The sequence below is a fragment of the Streptococcus sp. A34 genome (genome assembly GCF_043674115.1).
Classification (GTDB): Bacteria; Bacillota; Bacilli; order Lactobacillales; family Streptococcaceae; genus Streptococcus; species Streptococcus suis_V.
Window position 1 is genome coordinate 1 of the sequence record NZ_JBIMJM010000037.1, and the last position, 18,515, is coordinate 18,515.

At 34.7% G+C, this 18,515-nt stretch carries 18 protein-coding genes and 1 pseudogene; 16 read left to right on the forward strand and 3 right to left on the reverse strand.

What is annotated here, in order from left to right:
* Positions 1-104 precede the first annotated feature (104 nt).
* Positions 105-1,361, reverse strand: coding sequence for a hypothetical protein (locus ACHBGV_RS08675; RefSeq protein ID WP_394736136.1), 1,257 nt, complete (start codon positions 1,359-1,361; stop codon positions 105-107).
* Positions 1,358-3,598 (reverse strand): AAA family ATPase, encoded by a 2,241-nt coding sequence (locus ACHBGV_RS08680; protein ID WP_394736140.1) that lies wholly within the window; start codon positions 3,596-3,598, stop codon positions 1,358-1,360. The genes ACHBGV_RS08675 and ACHBGV_RS08680 overlap by 4 nt, the downstream gene beginning before the upstream one ends.
* 233 nt (positions 3,599-3,831) lie before the next feature.
* Here ACHBGV_RS08680 and ACHBGV_RS08685 point away from each other — a divergent pair, with 233 nt between their 5' ends.
* From ACHBGV_RS08685 to ACHBGV_RS08745, 13 genes are all read left to right on the forward strand, one after another.
* A complete protein-coding gene (locus ACHBGV_RS08685) occupies positions 3,832-4,470 on the forward strand; it encodes a peptidylprolyl isomerase (protein ID WP_394736137.1) in 639 nt (212 codons plus the stop codon).
* A gap of 39 nt (positions 4,471-4,509) precedes the next feature.
* On the forward strand, positions 4,510-5,586 hold the full coding sequence (locus tag ACHBGV_RS08690) for a toprim domain-containing protein (RefSeq protein ID WP_024415698.1): 1,077 nt from the start codon (positions 4,510-4,512) through the stop codon (positions 5,584-5,586).
* A 53-nt stretch (positions 5,587-5,639) separates the two neighbouring features.
* Positions 5,640-5,867 carry a DUF5965 family protein gene (locus tag ACHBGV_RS08695; protein WP_000110921.1) on the forward strand — a complete coding sequence of 76 codons (228 nt, stop codon included), beginning with the start codon at positions 5,640-5,642 and terminating at the stop codon, positions 5,865-5,867.
* Positions 5,864-6,253 carry a DUF5945 family protein gene (locus ACHBGV_RS08700; RefSeq protein WP_394736138.1) on the forward strand — a complete coding sequence of 130 codons (390 nt, stop codon included), beginning with the start codon at positions 5,864-5,866 and terminating at the stop codon, positions 6,251-6,253. The genes ACHBGV_RS08695 and ACHBGV_RS08700 overlap by 4 nt, the downstream gene beginning before the upstream one ends.
* 49 nt (positions 6,254-6,302) lie before the next feature.
* Complete coding sequence (locus ACHBGV_RS08705) at positions 6,303-6,599, forward strand: hypothetical protein (protein ID WP_024376481.1); 297 nt, start codon at positions 6,303-6,305, stop codon at positions 6,597-6,599.
* Positions 6,600-6,776: 177 nt separating this feature from the next.
* Positions 6,777-7,844 (forward strand): Abi family protein, encoded by a 1,068-nt coding sequence (locus ACHBGV_RS08710; protein ID WP_002936409.1) that lies wholly within the window; start codon positions 6,777-6,779, stop codon positions 7,842-7,844.
* A gap of 53 nt (positions 7,845-7,897) precedes the next feature.
* Positions 7,898-8,140, forward strand: coding sequence for a hypothetical protein (locus tag ACHBGV_RS08715; RefSeq protein ID WP_002936408.1), 243 nt, complete (start codon positions 7,898-7,900; stop codon positions 8,138-8,140).
* A 342-nt stretch (positions 8,141-8,482) separates the two neighbouring features.
* Positions 8,483-8,845, forward strand: coding sequence for an SAG1252 family conjugative relaxosome accessory protein (locus tag ACHBGV_RS08720; RefSeq protein ID WP_024376479.1), 363 nt, complete (start codon positions 8,483-8,485; stop codon positions 8,843-8,845).
* 2 nt (positions 8,846-8,847) lie between these two features.
* Positions 8,848-9,213, forward strand: coding sequence for a plasmid mobilization protein (locus ACHBGV_RS08725; protein ID WP_017768985.1), 366 nt, complete (start codon positions 8,848-8,850; stop codon positions 9,211-9,213).
* Complete coding sequence (locus ACHBGV_RS08730; protein WP_024376478.1) at positions 9,200-11,080, forward strand: SAG1250 family conjugative relaxase; 1,881 nt, start codon at positions 9,200-9,202, stop codon at positions 11,078-11,080. The genes ACHBGV_RS08725 and ACHBGV_RS08730 overlap by 14 nt, the downstream gene beginning before the upstream one ends.
* Positions 11,081-11,171: 91 nt before the next feature.
* The gene (locus ACHBGV_RS08735; RefSeq protein ID WP_024376477.1) at positions 11,172-12,536 is read left to right on the forward strand and encodes a S8 family serine peptidase; all 1,365 of its coding nucleotides are present in this window, start codon (positions 11,172-11,174) and stop codon (positions 12,534-12,536) included.
* Positions 12,537-12,574: 38 nt separating this feature from the next.
* Positions 12,575-13,258: a response regulator transcription factor gene (locus tag ACHBGV_RS08740; RefSeq protein ID WP_017768982.1), complete on the forward strand. Its 684-nt coding sequence runs from the start codon at positions 12,575-12,577 to the stop codon at positions 13,256-13,258.
* Complete coding sequence (locus ACHBGV_RS08745) at positions 13,251-14,603, forward strand: sensor histidine kinase (protein WP_394736139.1); 1,353 nt, start codon at positions 13,251-13,253, stop codon at positions 14,601-14,603. The genes ACHBGV_RS08740 and ACHBGV_RS08745 overlap by 8 nt, the downstream gene beginning before the upstream one ends.
* A gap of 195 nt (positions 14,604-14,798) precedes the next feature.
* On the opposite strand, the pseudogene ACHBGV_RS08750 reads toward ACHBGV_RS08745, so the two are convergent.
* Positions 14,799-16,078, reverse strand: a pseudogene (locus ACHBGV_RS08750) (IS4 family transposase).
* Between the two features lie 267 nt (positions 16,079-16,345).
* Between ACHBGV_RS08750 and ACHBGV_RS08755 the strand changes: the two are divergent.
* Genes ACHBGV_RS08755 through ACHBGV_RS08765 form a run of 3 tightly spaced genes read left to right on the forward strand, consistent with a single transcriptional unit; the run spans position 16,346 to position 18,425 of the window.
* Positions 16,346-17,038 (forward strand): ATP-binding cassette domain-containing protein, encoded by a 693-nt coding sequence (locus ACHBGV_RS08755; protein ID WP_017768979.1) that lies wholly within the window; start codon positions 16,346-16,348, stop codon positions 17,036-17,038.
* Positions 17,035-17,754, forward strand: a complete 720-nt coding sequence (locus tag ACHBGV_RS08760) for a lantibiotic ABC transporter permease (RefSeq protein WP_024376473.1) — start codon at positions 17,035-17,037, stop codon at positions 17,752-17,754. The genes ACHBGV_RS08755 and ACHBGV_RS08760 overlap by 4 nt, the downstream gene beginning before the upstream one ends.
* Before the next feature lie 2 nt (positions 17,755-17,756).
* Complete coding sequence (locus tag ACHBGV_RS08765) at positions 17,757-18,425, forward strand: hypothetical protein (RefSeq protein WP_017768977.1); 669 nt, start codon at positions 17,757-17,759, stop codon at positions 18,423-18,425.
* Positions 18,426-18,515: the final 90 nt, after the last annotated feature.

Sequence of the window (18,515 nt, forward strand, 5' to 3'; positions counted from 1 at the left end):
TTCAGACAAATGTGGTAGTTTATCTGAGCCTAACATAGATGGCTTTTTCTGTCTAGCTTAATTTTACAAATTGGGATCAATCATTTGAGATATCTATTATTAAATTATTCATCATATTTTTCACTGAGCTTCCATCCTTTGATTCTTTCATAAGCATCTTTCTTAAATTTACCAAGTGATTTATTGATAAGCTCATTTTCTTGTGCAAATACAACTTCTCCATAAATAAGAGTATCTATTTTTCGATTGATTTCTTCCTCTGTTCCAGTTAATAATTTTATTAGTGAATCTCTATATTCTTGACCATATTCCATTTCTTTATTTACCATCTCTTGAACTTCTAAATCATGAATTTTATATGCTTTATCCAGTTTCAAAACATTAATTAAATCATTCTCTAAGTCAGGATGAGTATTAATGTTTACTAGTTTGTTATCTTTTATATGTTTTAATTCAATTTGATAATTCTCATTAGACTTTTTAATATCAAATTTTACACAATTATTTTCAGATTTCAAGAAAGGATTAATTTTTAAATCGTATGTTCCCTTAAGTCGATTGCATGTTCCACAACATGGTATGAAATTATATAGAGATACTGCAAATATCGGAAAATCATTTTTGTTATAAAAATGATCCATTTCAGCTGAAAATGAGTCACCTCTACTATTGATGTAATTTCTATTACAGTATGGACACACTATTAAACCATAGTTATCTGAAATTATAAAATTTCGAATCATATAGTTATTAATTTTTTCGATTTTATTATTAATTTCAATTTCCTGTGATAGGTTGTATATTTTTTTTACGTTCCTAAAGTTGGGTGGTTGATAATTAGGACGATTTTGTATATAAGAATACATATGCTCAGGTTTGATTAATATTAATTCTCTAAAGTAATCAACAAAGTCAGTAGTGTCCACTTTTTTGTAGCTCTCAACGAAATTTATAATTTTTTGACTCTTTCTTATAATTAGTGAATTTAAATTCATCACAAAATTGCGATACCACGATTCAGTTCTGTAGTCTTTGAAATTATTTGTAGTTATTTTATTAATAAGAATTTTGTTGCTTGTTCCTAGTTTCGCTTTTACAAACGTTCCTAAATCAGTTTTATGTGTTTTCGCATAGAGAGTTATTTCATCAAAATGGTTTTCATGAAAATAATATTCTTTAATTAGACATTTTATAACGGTCGCACTACTGTAGCCAAAGGTTTTTCTGATATTTGGTTTATAGAACTCAGCTCTTTTCAACAATGATTTACTAATAATGGCATCTAAATATTTGCAAATCATCAATTTAACATAGGCATCAATAAACTCCTTTGGATATTTGGGTATTTCTAAGGCCATCATTTGGAATTGTCCTCCTCAAGTTGTTTAAGTTGCTCTTGAAGTTTAGCAATTTTGCCTTTTATCTCCTCTATTTCATCTTTGTTTTCTAAAAAAGCTCGGTTAAATAATTCTTTTAGTTGATTAGCAATAATGGGCTCACCGATAGATTCAATAATTTTTTGAGCCGTTTTCTTTTGTAAATTATCACTAAGTTCCTTAAATAAGCTTTCAGGTCGAATCCCCTTTGAATCAGAATTGATTTTAAAATTTAGGTATTCGAAAGTATCTTCAATGCTCTTATATGCATATTCTCCCATTAGCCTATTTAGGAAAAAAGAGTTTTTGTAAAGAGTATAGATATTCTGGCCGAATGTCTTATTGAACTTATTATTTTCATATTCTGTATTCTCTCTAGATAGGTAGATAATATTTTCTTTATAGATATCTGATAGAAAGATTGGTGAATGAGTTGTAATTATTATTTGTATATGTTTGTTATCAAATATTTTTTCAATGATAGGTAAAGCAGTTCTGACCCACTTTCGTTGCCATTCGGGGTGCATCCCTAGATCAACTTCGTCCAAAAGTATTAGAAAATTCTCTTGGTCAATCCCTCGAGGAGTATTTCTTTGTAATGCCAATTTTGCTGAATATAAATTTGCAAAAGATCTTAATAATCCTAATTCTCCCGAACTTAATCCAATCCATCTAAATTGTAAAGATTCTTCTAGTTCTGGTATAGAAATCTCTGAAATAGTGCTTACAATTTCGGATAAAATTTTAAAATTTGTATTGATTTCATGCAACTTGTATAATAACTCCTCAATATCTTTGAGTCGTTCGATCTCACTACTAGGTATTCCAATATCTTTTAACTTGGTCCATACCCTATCTGGGATTAATTTATGTTTAACAAAGTAACCATGTTCAGTTAATTCAAAATAGGATGTGTAGCTTATCGCTTTAGCAACTCGAAAACAAGGCGCTTTGATTTTTTGCCAAACCTGATCCCATTTTTTTAGTGATTGTGTGCTAGGAGTTAATTGTTCAAAAAGACCAATGTGTAGTTCTTTAAAAGATACATTTATCTGTCTAATCTGCTTTTTTAATTCATCGATCTCATTTCTTGAGAAATTGATATTGTATTGAAACTTTTTCTCCAACTCTTTTAAGATTGTACTGATTTCTTCGTGATATTTATTATCCCTTCCTACCATTGTTTTATCTACATAATTAAAATAGAGGTTGATAATATATAAAGTATGCCATATTTCTACCCAATCATCAATATTTGTCTCCTCAAGTTGGATGTTAGATACATCTTGTCGTAAACCTCCGATACTATACTCAAATGGAAGAAAGCGATCGGAATCAACTCCAATGGATTTGTATTGCAACATAATGTTTTCATTATTCCTAAAAGATAGATGAAGGTCCAATAGGTTTTCATAATTGATTAGTGAGTCATCGTTTTCGGTATACTCTTTATCAATGATGTAATTTATCAATGTTGAAAAATAGTCAACTATTCTATGATTAATAGAGTCTTTGTCATTTCTATTGGTTAATTTTTCAACCCTATCCAAATATAATAGTTGCTTACTTCGATAGGGTAATTTGTCTCCTTCGAAATCTACACTCACTCCTTTTAGAGTGTAATCTACAAATTCAATAATTTTATGTTTAAATTTTTCAACAAATTTGATTTGGTTTATTGTTTCTTGTAGTATGACAATTTTTTGATTCTTATCAAATCCAACAATATTTTTAAAGTTTGAAGCGTCAATTGCACCTGAGCGAATGTAGATATCGCCATTTGGAAATTCTTTTGCATTTGAAAATTTAATAATATAAGGATGTGTAGAGCAGTGTGGAATTGAAATTGATTCTTGTGTTAAATCAGGATATGTCCAAAATTTGTCATTTTGCTTGAAAATAAGGTAAACTTGGCTTTTTCCTTTTCCTCCCCTAAGTATTTGGTTAATAATAGTTGTTTTCCCTGACCCATTTTCACCAACTATGACAGATAGATTTTTTATATCTCCGACATATGGTATTTGAAATACATCATTATGAATAATGTCAAAGCAATATTGTCCCTGACTATTTCTTTTATGAAGTCCATTTTCATGAATTTTTTTTACTTTAAAATCTGGTAAAAAATTTATTATTTTAAAAATTGGTTCTGTTGATATTCCATAAGTTTGCTCAATCAAAGCAACTAAGTTTATTTTGTTTTCATCGACCATTTGTTTCACTTCTTTCAAAATTTTATATTTTGATTACTATATTAGATTTTTTTGATTAGTAAATCAATAGTAAGAATGAACATTTTGACTGTTTATCGAACGAGTGAAATTAATATTATAAGAGATTGCTTAAATTGTCTTATTAAAAAGAATGGTTGATCCACAAAGATTTAAGTTCACTGTGATAAATTTTCCAAGATAATCTTGTTATGATGTGGCTATCACTAATAAAGGAGTAAGCCATGTTAAATAAAGTGAAAGCTCGATTTCTGATTGGAGTAGGAGGTTTAATCGCAGTCAGTTTTATGGTCATGATTGGCTACACGATTGGCTCACAATCCGTTTCAAAACAAACTGAGAACCAAATACGAGCAGAAGCCAATAAACTTGTGTCAAAGAAAAAGCAGGAGGAAAGAGCGACAGTCCTATCAGATGAGCTTGTCAAAGAATTTCTCACTCAATATTTCACCAAGGTTCAGATGGGCGAAAATAACACTCGTATCAAACCCTATATGACGGACTCAGCATTTTCAGAAGAGGAAGCAAGTCAGAATAAAGCGATTAATCAAGTTTATAAAGATTATATGCTTGACTACCGATTTGAATCAGCGAGTATCTATGTCAATACAGAAAGCAATGTTGCACTTGCGGAAGTTACCTATCAAGTGACCTATGTTTCTGATTTGAGTGAGCAACAACAGCGAACCACTCAGACAGAAATCAAGACGGTTATGTTATCCTACTCCAAAGTTTCCGACAAGCTCCTGGTTAATCAGTTGACCATTTGGAATGGGAAACTGGAGGACATGAAAGAAGCTACAAATGGTGCTAATTCCAGCATACCAACGATCCAAGGAACTACAACAAGTGAGAACAACTAGCAGGAGGCAGTCTTCTGCTTTTTTTGATAGGGAGACAAGATGACACGAATTAAAGCAGTAAAACAAAAGGCCATTTTAGATGTGGCTGAAAGTCTGGGTTATTCCTTCAGACGTTTATCAGGACACATTTATGAACACCCAGACCATGATTCCTTTCGGATTTTTGCCGATACTAATACTTTCAAATGGTTTTCAAGAGATATACAAGGGGATGTAATTGACTTTGTTCAGTTGGTGGCTGGAGTGTCTTTCAAAGAAGCCTTGTCTTACCTTGAAACTGGAGGCTTTGAACAAGCTAAGATGATAGAAGAAACTTATCAACCGTTTCAATATTATTTGCATGAAGAACCGTTTCAGCAAGCGCGTATTTACTTAAAAGACATCCGTGGCCTAAGTGATCAGACTATCAATACCTTTGGTAGACAAGGATTGCTTGCTCAAGCTACTTATCAATCGGAGCCCGTATTAGTGTTAAAAAGCTATGACCACAACGGGACCTTACAGGCCGCAAGCCTTCAAGGTCTCGTCAAAAATGAAGAAAAACACGATCGAGGTTATCTCAAAAAAATCATGAAAGGATCTCATGGCTATGTCGGTATTAGTTTCGATATTGGGAATCCTAAGCGACTCATTTTTTGTGAATCAGTTATAGATATGATGAGTTATTATCAGCTTCATAACAAGCAGCTATCAGATGTTCGCCTGGTGTCAATGGAAGGCTTAAAACTTTCAGTGATTGCTTATCAGACTTTGCGTCTAGCAGCAGAGGAACAAGGGAAATTGGCATTTCTAGATACAGTAAAACCAAGCAGACTTAGCCATTATCTTCAGGCAATACAAGAGACGACAACCTTTTTTCGAACTCATTCAAATGTCATAACATTGGCTGTTGATAACGATGAAGCAGGAAGAGAATTTTGTCAGAAACTGTCAGATAAAGGATTTCCGATTTCTCAAGATTTACCACCATTGCAGGGCCTTGAAACAAAGTCAGATTGGAATGATACTGTGAAACGACAAAAGGAATTATCTTTAAGAGATCTTATCCAGTCAGCCCAAACAAAAGTCATTAGAAATCATCCTCCACCTAAACGAGAGCACGCTTTGGAATTGTGATAACAAAATCAAGTCCGCTATCATAATCTAGAATGTGACAAGGAGGACACCCTATGAGTGTGATTGAACGTCTGGCTGAAAAAGTAGCTAGACAAGAAGAAAAGGTCTCACGTGAGACGGAGAAATTGGAACACTATCGTGACCAACTACAAACAGCTATGTACAGTACCTTTATCAAACGGCAACAATCAAGTCAGTTGTCATTTCATGAAGCACTAGAGCAAGCCTTTGGTAAAGAAACCACACTACACCCAGATTACAGAAATGAGGATATAGAATGAGTAAAACATGGAATTTTGATCAGCCACTTGATGATGTGAAACCAACATCATCCCATGAAGAACGAGCAAAAATTGCAGCACTCTTCCATAAACAGGAAGAAAAACCAATTGAAGAAGTAGACTATGTGGCTGCTTTTGAACAGCAACAAAAGGAATCAAAATCTAAAGATGCACAAACGCTCGCATCAACCGTTAAACAAAGTCAGCCGAAGAAGGTAAATATTACAAGTGACTATAAACAACACTTGGCTGATACCATTGCACAAAACAACAAGGATATTTCTGCCTGTCAGAAGCAAATTGAAGAACTTCATCAATTGATTGATGAAAAGAAAATCCAAAATAAAAAGTTACAGGCTATTTCAGTAGCCATTGATGATTTATAAGTCAGGTAGTCCTCTGCGGGCTACCTTTTTACGATTTAAGGAGAAGAAAATGAAATTCTTTCAAAAGAAAAAACAGAACCAGGATCAATTTAAACGACTGATTCATCGACTATCAGAGATGTCAGATAGTGAGCTAACCAAAGTAGAGCAACTCCTAGATGTGGTCTTTGATTCTAGTTTCAAGTCTAGTGAGAGAGTAGAAATATCTAGGGACATTATAACCGATGAGGAAGAAAGTCTTGATAAGTCAATTCAAGAAGCGAAAAATAAACTGAATACTGAGCAGTTGGAAAAAAACATTGAGAGATTTAGACAAGGTAGGCGAGAGAGCAATAATAACAAATAACAGACCAATTATTTTGGCCTGTTTTTTGAAATATGTGCCATCGTTGAATCAAACGAAGTAAAAATATTTCTTGCTTAGTAGGAGGTGTTGTGGTATAATTTAGTTAGATTAGAAGTCATCGAAGGTACAGCAATGTATAACTAGGTGGCCTTTTTTCATATTGCGGAGAGATATTTTATGCCTAATAATGTATTTGAATTAATAAATTTTAAGGACTATTTTCCGTTAGATTTAGATATTACTGATAAAACTAGGTTGGTTTATAGACCAGTATTAGCACCAACTCAATTAAAATGTTCTCTTGAGCCGGCTTTAACTGAAGAACAGTTATATGTCCATATGAAAGAAAACTCTAACTGGTCTTTCAAATACAATGGGAATGATGATTTTTATAAACAGGATTGTATTGACTTTTTAAGAGATATAGACTTCCAATCATTCTCTCAATATGGGAAGTTGGTGGACAGAAAATACATAGAAGCAAAAAGAGTTTACTTATTTGATAGCTACTTTAGAAATTTTCTTCAAGAGATATTGGAGCGTATCGAAGTTTTTTTGAAGAAGAGTACAGCTGATGCTCTGACGATTGGATACAATAAACCTTCTTATATTTTTGAAGATGATGCTCTCTATTATTCAGAACAATCTAAATACCGAAAAGAAAATCCTAAGAGGCTGGATATTGTTTTGAAAACAAAATATCATTTGTCACGATTGATTTTGGAAAAACAAGATGATGCCACAATCAAGAATCAGATTAACCAATATGGGGTCGTGTTACCTTGGACCGTTTTTCGTTTAATGACATTTGGAAATATAGCGTCCTTCCTCGTTGCCCTACAACCAGAATATCGAAATAAGGTTGCTGCCTATATTAGTCTTCCCTTGGACAAGGATGATAACATTCCAGCTAAAATCTTATTGTCTTGGTGTAACGCTCTTCGTTATCTTAGGAATATTTGCTCACACAATGGCAGATTATATGGTCGCTTACACCATACACTGCCAGCTTTTCATCATTCTGACAGAGAGTTGCTAGTGACAGACTCAGAGAATGATAGCAAGACACTATTTATCTATTTTATAGCAATGAGACATCTCATCTTGTCAATGTCCATAGAAACTAAGAATTTTTGGAATAAAAAATTACAAAAGCTTCTGGAAGAAAGTAATCAAGAACAAGTGGATTTGAGACACTATGGTTTTCCAAAAAATTGGATGGATTTATTGGCAATAAAGATATGATAAGTGCTTAGATGGACACGGACTAAAAAATAGATTAGAACGGAGGTAAAGTATTGAATCTTATTTCAATCAAAGAATTTGTCGAATTGACTATCAATAATAATCCAGACATCAATCCCAAAGAGCTTGAAGAAACCTTGCGTGCAGTACTTGAAGAAAAAGAAGGAGGGGCAAGGTGTATGAATTGTGGATCTCCTATTTGGGTAGCAGGGAGTGCACTGGTAGGGAGCTACATGTGCTTCACGTGTCTAACAGGTGAAGCCGATGGTAGTGATGATTTTGAAGTTTTAGGTTAAGCTATTTCATTTCAGAAATTTTTCGAGAGCCAAATGGCTCTTTTTCTTTTCCTGTGATAATTTTTTCAGCTCTCTCTTGTTACACTCTATCTAGTTTTAGAAAATCAACCCTTGACTTTTTCTTGGGGGTTTGGGGGCGAAGCCACCATGTTTTCTTATCGTCGGCTGACCAACCTGTAAGGTTTGGGTTCAGCTGGCGATTAGATTTTAGGTTATTGTGGACACAATAACTGAGCTCGCAAAAGCCGAAAAGCGAAGCGTTGAGGCTTTTAGGAAGCACCCGTATCCCATACGGTATCGGGGCTGACCCGATAGAGGCAAGTAGAGAAGGAGTATAACGAGATGACAGACCACTATCGTATTATCCGTAAGGAAATCAATCTGACACCAGGAGAACTTGAGCAGATTCAGGAGCTGATGAAGCAGGAACACGCAGAGCAATTCTCTCCCTTTGTCCGTCAAAAGCTGATGGACTTGGTTGAGAGGAAGCAGGCAGTAACGGATTGGTTTGCCCTCTGGCAGTCCCAGAAGATTGAACAAATCAGTCGAGACATTTTACAAGTGACTATCATGGCTGAACAGACCCATCAGGTTACAGCAGAGCACTTGCGAATTATCCTAACCTGTGTGCAGGAGCTGATGGCAGAAGTGGAGAAGGCTATCCCACTTAGCCCAGATTTTCGTGACAAGTACATGGGAGGTTAGATATGGAAAATCGTTACCGTACCAACCTCAAAAAAGTCTTTCTGACAGACCAGGAGTTGGAAACCCTGAACAACCGTATCGGTCAGAGTGGCTGTAAAAATTTCTCTGCTTATGCTAGAAAAGTTCTGCTCAATCCCAACATGACCTTTCTGACCATTGACACCAGTAACTATGACGACTTGGTATTTGAGTTGAGACGAATCGGAAACAACCTCAATCAAATCGCACGGACCGTCAACCAGACTCACATCTTAACACCAAGCGACCGTGGATTTTTGGTGCAAGGCATTGGCCAACTCATAAAGGAAGTGGAGAAGGACTTTAACATAAAGTGTCAGCAGCTGAAGGAGTTTTATGGTCGTCACTAAACACTTTGCGGTGCATAGCACCAAGTATCGTAAGAGCCTCATCAAGTATATTCTCAATCCAGAAAAGACGAAGAAGCTGAAACTGGTCTCTGATTTTGGCATGAGCAATTACTTGGACTTTCCCAGCTATGAGGAATTGGTGGAGATGTATCAGGCAAACTTGACCAACAATGATCGGCTCTATGATTCCAGAAATGACCGCCAGCAACTCAAGCAGACCAAAATCCATGCACACCACTTGATTCAATCATTTTCTCCTGAAGACAAGCTGACACCAGAGGAAATCAATCGCATTGGTTACGAGACTATCAAGGAGTTGACAGGGGGCAACTTTCGTTTCATCGTCACGACTCACACAGACAAGAATCATATCCATAATCATATCCTGATAAACTCTGTTGACCTAAACTCTGACAAGAAGCTCAGATGGGACTATGCCCAGGAGAGAAATCTTCGCATGATTTCTGACCGCTTGGCGAAGGAGTCAGGGGCAAAGATTATTCCGCCCAATCGCTATTCGCATGAGAAGTTTGAAACTTATCGCAAGACCAATCACAAGTTTGAACTCAAGCAGCGTCTCTATTTTCTCATGGAGAACAGCAAGAACTTTGAGGACTTTGTGGTCAAGGCTTCCGCTCTCAACGTGGAGATGGATTTCTCTCGCAAGTACGCCAGATTTTTCATGACCGACCGAGACATGAAGCAGGTCATTCGCGGCCATCAGCTGTATAAGCGCCAGCCCTACACCGAGGATTATTTCAGAGAGCATTTTGCGACACGAGCTATTGAGCAGCGACTGGATTTTCTCTTGCCCAGAGTACGAAACCTCTCTCATCTTTTGGAAATAGCAGAGCAGTTAAACCTGAAAATCTCCCCGAAGAAAAAGCATGTTACCTTTACCTTGAAAGAGGACGACCGAACAATTTCCATTGAGAACAAAAAGGTCAGCACAAAACACCTCTACGATGTCCAGTTTTTTGAGGACTATTTTGATAAAAGAGACATCACACCAGAACATGACTTGGCTAACCTGGTCTCAGACTTTGAAGCCTACCAAGAAGAGCGGGACAAGGACAAGCTCCCAATTGAGGAACTCTTGGCGGCCTATAAGGATTTCAAAGAAAAACGAGACCAGGTCCAGGAGTTTGAAGTTGCATTAGCGGAGCACCAGATTGACAAGTTAGTTAAAGACGGTCTCTTTGTCAGAATCAATTATGGTATCAAAAAAGACGGCTTGGTCTTTATACCAAACCGCAAATTGGATATTCATGAGAGTGATCAGGACAAGACCTACCATGTCTTTATCCGAGAGACCGCCCAGTTTTTCATTTACAATAAAGAGAACTCTGACCTCAACCGCTACATGCGAGGACGGGAGTTAATCCGCCAACTCACTCACGACAGCAAGCATATCCCTAAACGCAGACGCCCGACTATGGCCAGTCTCAAAGAGAAAATAGCAGAGCTTAATCTTCTTATTGAATTAGACATCAACAACAAATCTTACCAGGAAGTCAAAGATGAGTTAATCAAGGACATCGCCCAGCTGGATTTGACCATTACGGAGTTGCAGGATAAGGTCGCTCATCTCAACAAAGTAGCAGAAGTCCTGCTCAATCTTAATAACTCTGACCCAGAAAACAGACGGCTAGCCAGGTATGATTATGCCAAGATGAATCTGACTGCGGCTGTAAAAATAGAAGGGGTTGAGAAAGAAATTGAAACTTCTCAAAATGAACTCAGTAAATCCATAGATGAGTATGAATATCTAGTGAGAAGGTTGGAAAAGTTTGTTAAAATCTTAAATTGTGTAAAGTCAATCGATGCTAATATAGAGTATTACTCTAGAAAAATTATGAAAACATAGAAAAATTCAAATAAAATGTGTAATAATTATTCTGAAGAAATTCTGAAATACAGTTGGTATAATATAGTCGAAAAATATAGAGGTTATAATCATGAAAAAAAGAAATTTAGTATTAAACATTTTTTTGTCGTCAATTATTCTTTCATTTAATAATTTACCAATGCAAGTGAAAGCTAATGAAAATGCAGACGTTAGGTATAATATTCTACTAAAAAATCCTGAGTCGGTTGATGATATTGAAATGAATTTTGAAAAACAAGGAATCAAGGTTACAGATAAAATTCCTGAAATAAACTTTTTAACTGTATCTACTAATAAAAGTATTGATGAAATTAGAGAACTAAACGATTCGTATATTGAAGAAATTGTGGCTAATAATACGTTAACTGTAAAACCTAATATAACCTATTTATATGGTGAAAATGTTTATACAAATAATAGCTTTGATTTCTGGTCAAATCAGTGGGATATGCAAAAAAGTATCAGTACGGGGACCAAATTTAGACATAAATCAACTGGCAAGGCAACAATTGGAGTCATAGACTCAGGTATTACATATGATAATCCACAAATTTATTCAAATATTATTTCAGTAAAAAACTTTACAGCAGATTTAGATACGGGTGTAGTTGATGAGCAAAATATCATCGATAAAACAGGACATGCAACGTCAGTTGTTGGACAAATTTCATCAAATGGTGAATATAAAGGCATTGCTCCAGGAATGAAAATAAGGATGTATCGTGTATTTGATGAGGGAAACGCTCAAGATCAATGGATATTAAAAGCAATTATTCAAGCAGCAAAAGATGATGTTGATGTCATTAATTTAAGTTTAGGAGAGTATCTGTTAGAAAACTCAACTGATGAAGATGACAATACTGCCTTAGTTAACATTTATCAAAGAGCAATCAATTATGCTTATAATCAAGGTTCGGTTGTTGTTGCCTCTGTTGGAGATGAGGGGATTGATTTAGATAATCAAGCTGAATTGAAAGATTATCTAGGAAGTCTAAATGGCAAAGACTATAATCAGGTAGACGGTTTTGTGAGAGATATCCCAGCGGAATTAGATAACATTGTTACAGTTGGTTCCGTAGATGATGATGATTATATTTCCAGTTTTTCAAATAGGGGTAGCAGTGTAGATATTTATGCTACTGGAGGTGGAACTAAGGCATTAGCAGAAGTTGGTTATGAAAACTGGGTTAGTAAAAAGTTATATGAGAAAGATTGGGTAATTGTTCCTACATTAGAAGGGAAATTCACTTATGCTTATGGGACCTCTATTGCTACTCCTAAAGTATCTGCGGCATTAGGACTGATTATTGAAAAGTATAACTTAAAAGATCAACCAGATGAAGCAATTAAAATTCTATATGATAATAGCTGGTTAAGTAAAGATGACAATAATCAAGAAATTAGATCGCTGAATATTACGAATTTTGTGCAATAATAGTGTAAAATAGAAATATAATATTTTGAGGTATCAGGATGTATAAGATATTAGCTGTAGATGATGATTTTGAAATTTTGAAACTGATGAGAACTATTTTAGAGATGAGAAATTATGAGGTAACAACCTACCAAGAGGTTAAAGTTCCTCTTTCTATTAATGATTTTAAAGGTTTTGATTTAATACTTCTTGATGTCATGATGCCTAATATTGACGGACTACAGATTTGTAAAAAAATTCGTGATGAAGTAGATACACCAATTGTCTTCGTAAGCGCTAGAGATAGTGAAAATGATATTGTATCAGGTTTAAATTTAGGCGGAGATGATTATATTACTAAACCGTTTAGTGTCCATCAATTAGTAGCAAAGGTCGCTGCTCATCTAAAGAGAGAGGAGAGGCACAAGACTTCTAAAGAGAAAGAAAGCGTTGTTAGAGAATTGCTCCCCATCACTTTCTATCTTCAGGAAAAACAAGTTTGTATTAATGGAGACATTATACCTCTTACTCGAAGAGAGTATGATATTTTAGAATTGTTATCACGTAAAACCAATAAAGTTTACACAAGGGAAGATATTTATGAGCAAGTATATGATGACGAGGCTGATGCATTGTTTAGGTCTATTTCTGAATATATATATCAAATAAGAGGGAAATTTTCGCCATATGGAATTAATCCGATTCGTACAATAAGAGGCATGGGATACAAGTGGTATGACTAAAAAGAACTATTCGATAAAGCAGAGAAGTTGGAAAGTTGTTTTTGAAGTTATTATTTTGACAATTTGTAATGTAGTAGTGATTTTATTTTTATCAGCTGTGCTTTCCGAGTTAGGTCTTGTGACATATGGAACGACAGGAATGGACTTCCCTATACAGAAAGAGATGACGGCTGAGGAACTTAGTGAGGTTATGAAGCCTTATAGATATGACTTTGCTATTTTTAGTAGAATGTCAGAAGAGGTCAGTCAAGGTCATTTCGTCAATAATGAATTGCATTACTATAAATCAGTGATAGAAAAGCAGAAAAATCTCAAAGTAGATTTGATACATTATGAACAGTTTCAAACTGACGATTATTTTTTAGTTGTCAGATATAGTGAAGTCCCAGAATTTTCAAATCAATATTTTAGAAAAATTCCCTATAATTACCTGACTATAACTTTATTTCTCTTACTTTTGGCTCTGTCAATTATTATTTGTTTAACGAGATACATAAAAGAGATTTCTGCAAATTTTAGATCTATTCAGAATACGTCTGTCCAGATGGGAAGTAGAGCTTTCCCGCTCAATGATAGATATTCTCAAATTGATGAGTTTGATGCTGTTTTAAAGACTCTTCATAGAAAGGGCAATGATTTAGCGACACTTATTGAAAAAGAAAAATCGGAGAAGAAAGATTTTTCTTTCCAAGTTGGTGCTCTAGCTCATGATATCAAAACGCCACTAACTGTATTAAAGGGAAATCTCGAGTTACTTGAAATGACTAATTTGACAGAGCAACAAGAAGATTTTATCTCTTCGATGAACCATAGCATTAATACTTTTGAAAAGTATTTTAATGAGATGTTAAGCTATTCGAGACTTTTAATTGAAGATGGAGAATCTCATAAAAATATTTTTTTATCAGAATTTTTAGATGATTTATTGGCCGAAGCTGAGGATATTATGGTTACCAAAAAGGTGACGTTCGAACTTACTAATTCGACATCAGCTAAGAATTTTTATGGGAATCAACTTAATTTGAATAGAGCATTAATTAATATTTTGGCAAATGCAGCACGTTACGCTAACGCTGAAAAAAAGGTTATATTATCAGTAAAAGATACAGCAGATTTTCTTATTTTTGAAGTTTGGAATAGCGGTTCAGCATTCACACCAGAGGCTCTTAGTAACGCTAATAAATTATTTTACACTGAAAATTTTGGTCGAAGTAGTAGTCATTATGGAATTGGATTATCATTTGCCCAGAAAGTTGCCCAAAAACATGAAGGAAGATTAGTTTTGACAAATCCTGAAACTGGAGGAGCAAAAGTGGAATTGTATATTAAGAACAAACTCTTATGAAGTAAAAATTGAATTTTATTATATCATAGGAATAAAGGATAGCATTCAAGGAGTCAATGTCATTAAGTTAACCTCATCCTTCATCAAACAACCTATTCCTACACTCGTATATTAGTGCATATTCTGGGATAGGTTGTGCTTTTTATCGCATTTTGGCCGCACAAAAGGAAAGTTTTTTCCCCCATTTTTCATTAATTATGGAACTCTATAAGTGAAACTTACTGGACTTTGGCTTTTTATCATTCTTGGAAATGTTCGATTGGGTCGAACAATGGATAAATGCTTGGCTATGTAGGTGTTCAATTTGGAGGAAGCAAGTATACCTCTGAGAAATTTTTGACAGGCATAAACAGCGTCTGAAAAGTTGATTTTATAAGCTTTTTTCGCCTTTGATTGTTTAATGGTAACATGTGAGATGAGCCATTTACAAAAGTTAACATTGATAAAACGTGCATAGATTTCTTGGAGAATCCCTTCCTTCTTTTTGGCATGAAAATGAGTCAACCCCACACTGTATTTAAGGTCACGAAAACTGGTCTCTATGCTCCAGCTGCTGGCATAGAGGTCTTTTAATTTTTCCACGGGATTATCTGTATTTGTAACTAAGGTTTCATAGCAACCAGGTTGGATTTCCAGTCGTACCATACGAAATGTTAGCTCATAAAAGCTGATGGGTTCCGCTTTTCGACTAGAGCTCGGTAAGAAATCAAAAGGGTAGTGATGCGTTAAATAGTGATATTGGTTGGGAAAGTCTCGATAGTTTTGCTTCATCTCCTGGGTTTGTTTCCGACAGAGTTTGAGGTTGAAATGTTCATCAAAACAAGGCGTGTCAGGCAGGTTCAAACCTGATTTGATGGAGGCATTTCCATCCCGAATTCGGATGACATACAACCAATTTTTCTCTTGGCAATGGACCATGACATTGTAAGATTCATAGCCTCTATCCACGATGACAAGTGCTCGTGCGAAAGGGAGAATTCTCCATCATGTCAATGATTCATCATTATCGACCTTGTCTTGAATCCGCAGGTCACGATAAACAGCGTTTTCTAAATCGTAAAGTGCATTGATATGAGTCAAATTGTAAGGCGTACGATTTGCCCCCGTTTGGATACAGGTCGTCTTATCAAAGCGATTTCTAGGCAAAATGACATCACTGCCATCCACAGCTAAGATTGGCATAGGGTTAACAGTGGGGATTTTAGCAGTAAAATCTCTAAAATGCCTTTCAAATGCTTGGAATTTAATCTGATAACGTCGTTGAACGAAAGCAGACTGAGAGACGGCAAGTCCAGATCCAGCAGTTCTTTAGCTAAACTCTTGCCACCCAAGGCAAGGAGAGATTTCAACATCGTTTTCATGGTCAATGGGCTGTTTCGACTGAAATCTTTTGCTGGTTGACGGACAAACTGGTTGGCATCTGAAACGATGTCATCAATACTATTAAGCAAATGACTTTTAATTTGGTCAAACATGATTTTCTCCTTTTATTTTTAGTCTAACATAGAAAAAAATCCCCTGCCACTCAAAATTTGGAGTAGTAGGGGATTTAACTTAATGACATTGTTCAAGGAGTGACTATCTTTTTTTATATGATTTTGAGATAGTTGCTCTAACTGAAAACGCCTTAGGAGATTTCTTCCTATAAGAAAAATGACTCGTTTTCATAAAAGTTTTGACTCTGAACAAAATCTGAACAAGAAGTAATATGATGTTTGTATAAAGTAAGGAGGAAACTATTTATGCAAGTAAAAATCAATAATCTATCCAAAAATTATGGAGATAGACATGTACTAAAGGGTGTTAATTTCACAATTAAAGCTGGCAGTATCTGTGGCTTATTAGGTGTGAATGGAGCAGGAAAATCAACACTAATGAAAATTATGTTTGGTTTAGAGAAGGAAACAAGTGGAGAGATCTTTTTTGATAATCGTAAACGTCAAGTAAATGAATATAATGATAGAATAGGAGCTTTAATAGAAACACCTGCTATCTATATGAATCTTTCAGCATTTGATAATTTAAAAACCAAAGCATTGCTGTATGATATTACAGATGATCGAATTAAAGAAGTTTTAAAAAAGATTGGGCTAGAAAATACTGGAAGAAAGAAAGCAGGTAAGTTTTCTTTAGGAATGAAGCAACGCTTGGGCTTAGGAATGGCTATTTTGACGAACCCGAGTTTACTTATTCTTGATGAACCAACAAATGGGTTAGATCCAGATGGAATTAAGGAACTATTAGATTTATTGAAGGATTTGCAGAGGAATGGGATGACAATTCTTATCTCAAGTCATCAATTGCATGAAATCAGTAAGGTGGCTGATAATATTGTAATCTTAAATGAGGGCTATATTTGCTATAACGAATTAAATAATCACGATGATAACTTAGAAAAGATTTTCTTTAACATTGTCCATGGAGGTTTGAAATGAAAAATATTATCCGATCAGAGTTTTTGAAAATAAATAATAATAGTTATAGGAAACTATTGGTAGCCCTCCCCTTGTTAGCAGCATTGATTGCTTTCTTATTAGTTGGACCACAGATTTTAGAAAGTTTTACAATTTATTGGTGGGAGGCACTATTTCTCTTTGCTTTAGTGGGGTTACTTTTTCTTAAGGATTTTAAAAGCGAAGAGAAGGCAGGTCAATTTCAAAATGTTACTTTAGGAAAATTAGGATATAAAATTCGGGTATCTAAAATGATTTTAGTAGCAGTTCAAGTCTTTTTTTCAAGTGCATTCTTGATGCTTATCATAAAAGTAATGGAAAGCTATTTATATCCGAATTATATGGAGGTTAATACTTTACATGATTCAATAACATTATTGTTTATGCTATTAAGTGTGGTTTGGAATATAGCTTTTCTGTATTATTTATCAGATAAGTTAAACCCTTACCTGCTTGTAGTTGGGAACACTTTTATTTGCCTTTTGATTGCACCATTGATTGCACAGACAAAGTTCTGGTTTATTTTTCCTTATACCTATCATTACAAGGTGGCACAGACTATACTACATTTACGACCGTCTGGTGACTTAGAACAAAGTTTTGGAAATCTAAATCATTCCATAGTTTTATTGTGTGTACTCTTGTCAGCAATGTTAACGCTTATTATTTGTATGTTAATGTATCGAAAGAAGGAATGAATATGAAAATAATTCAAAGTGAGTGGCTGAAAATTAAAATGTCATATCCAAGCTATCTTATATTAGGTTTTTCGCTAATTGAAATAATCACGATTTTGCCATATTTAATATTTGTGAAAAGTAGTAAAGCTTTAGAAGCTGCTATCTTCTTTCCAATGCTAGCTATTGCAGTAATCATTAGCTTAGTAGCTATTTTGATTTGTGAACAAGAAGAGCAGGCTAATCACTTTCAAATATTGATTAGTGAACGGGAAGGAGCTAAGTTATGGGCGGCTAAGATCATAATTTTAGATTTAATGCTTTTACTACCAACAATTGGGGTATGGAGCTTATTATACTTAGTTTTCAAGCAAGATTCATATTTAACAGTTGGATTAATCTATTGGTTATTAAGTGCTTTCCTAAATCATTTTCACTTATTGTTAGCCTTTCTTTTAGGAAATAGTGGGAATTTGATTGTAGCGTTTATTGAGTGTTTACTTATTATCTTTGCAACAAATAAGGTATTTTTAGAGATGCACTGGTTACCAATAGCACTACCAATTAATATGATTTTAGAACCTGTAGATGGGTATTTAGTAAACCTATCTATCTTTATCAGTTGGATAGTTTTGCTATTTTTAGCTCAAATATATTTACTAAAATACTCAAAAATTAAAATATTGAAGTAATTAATCATTTTATGGCAAATTTCAATTCCGAGTTAGCCACCTATAAGAAATTCTCTCGGTGACTTGTAGCCCAAACATTTTTTGGGATAG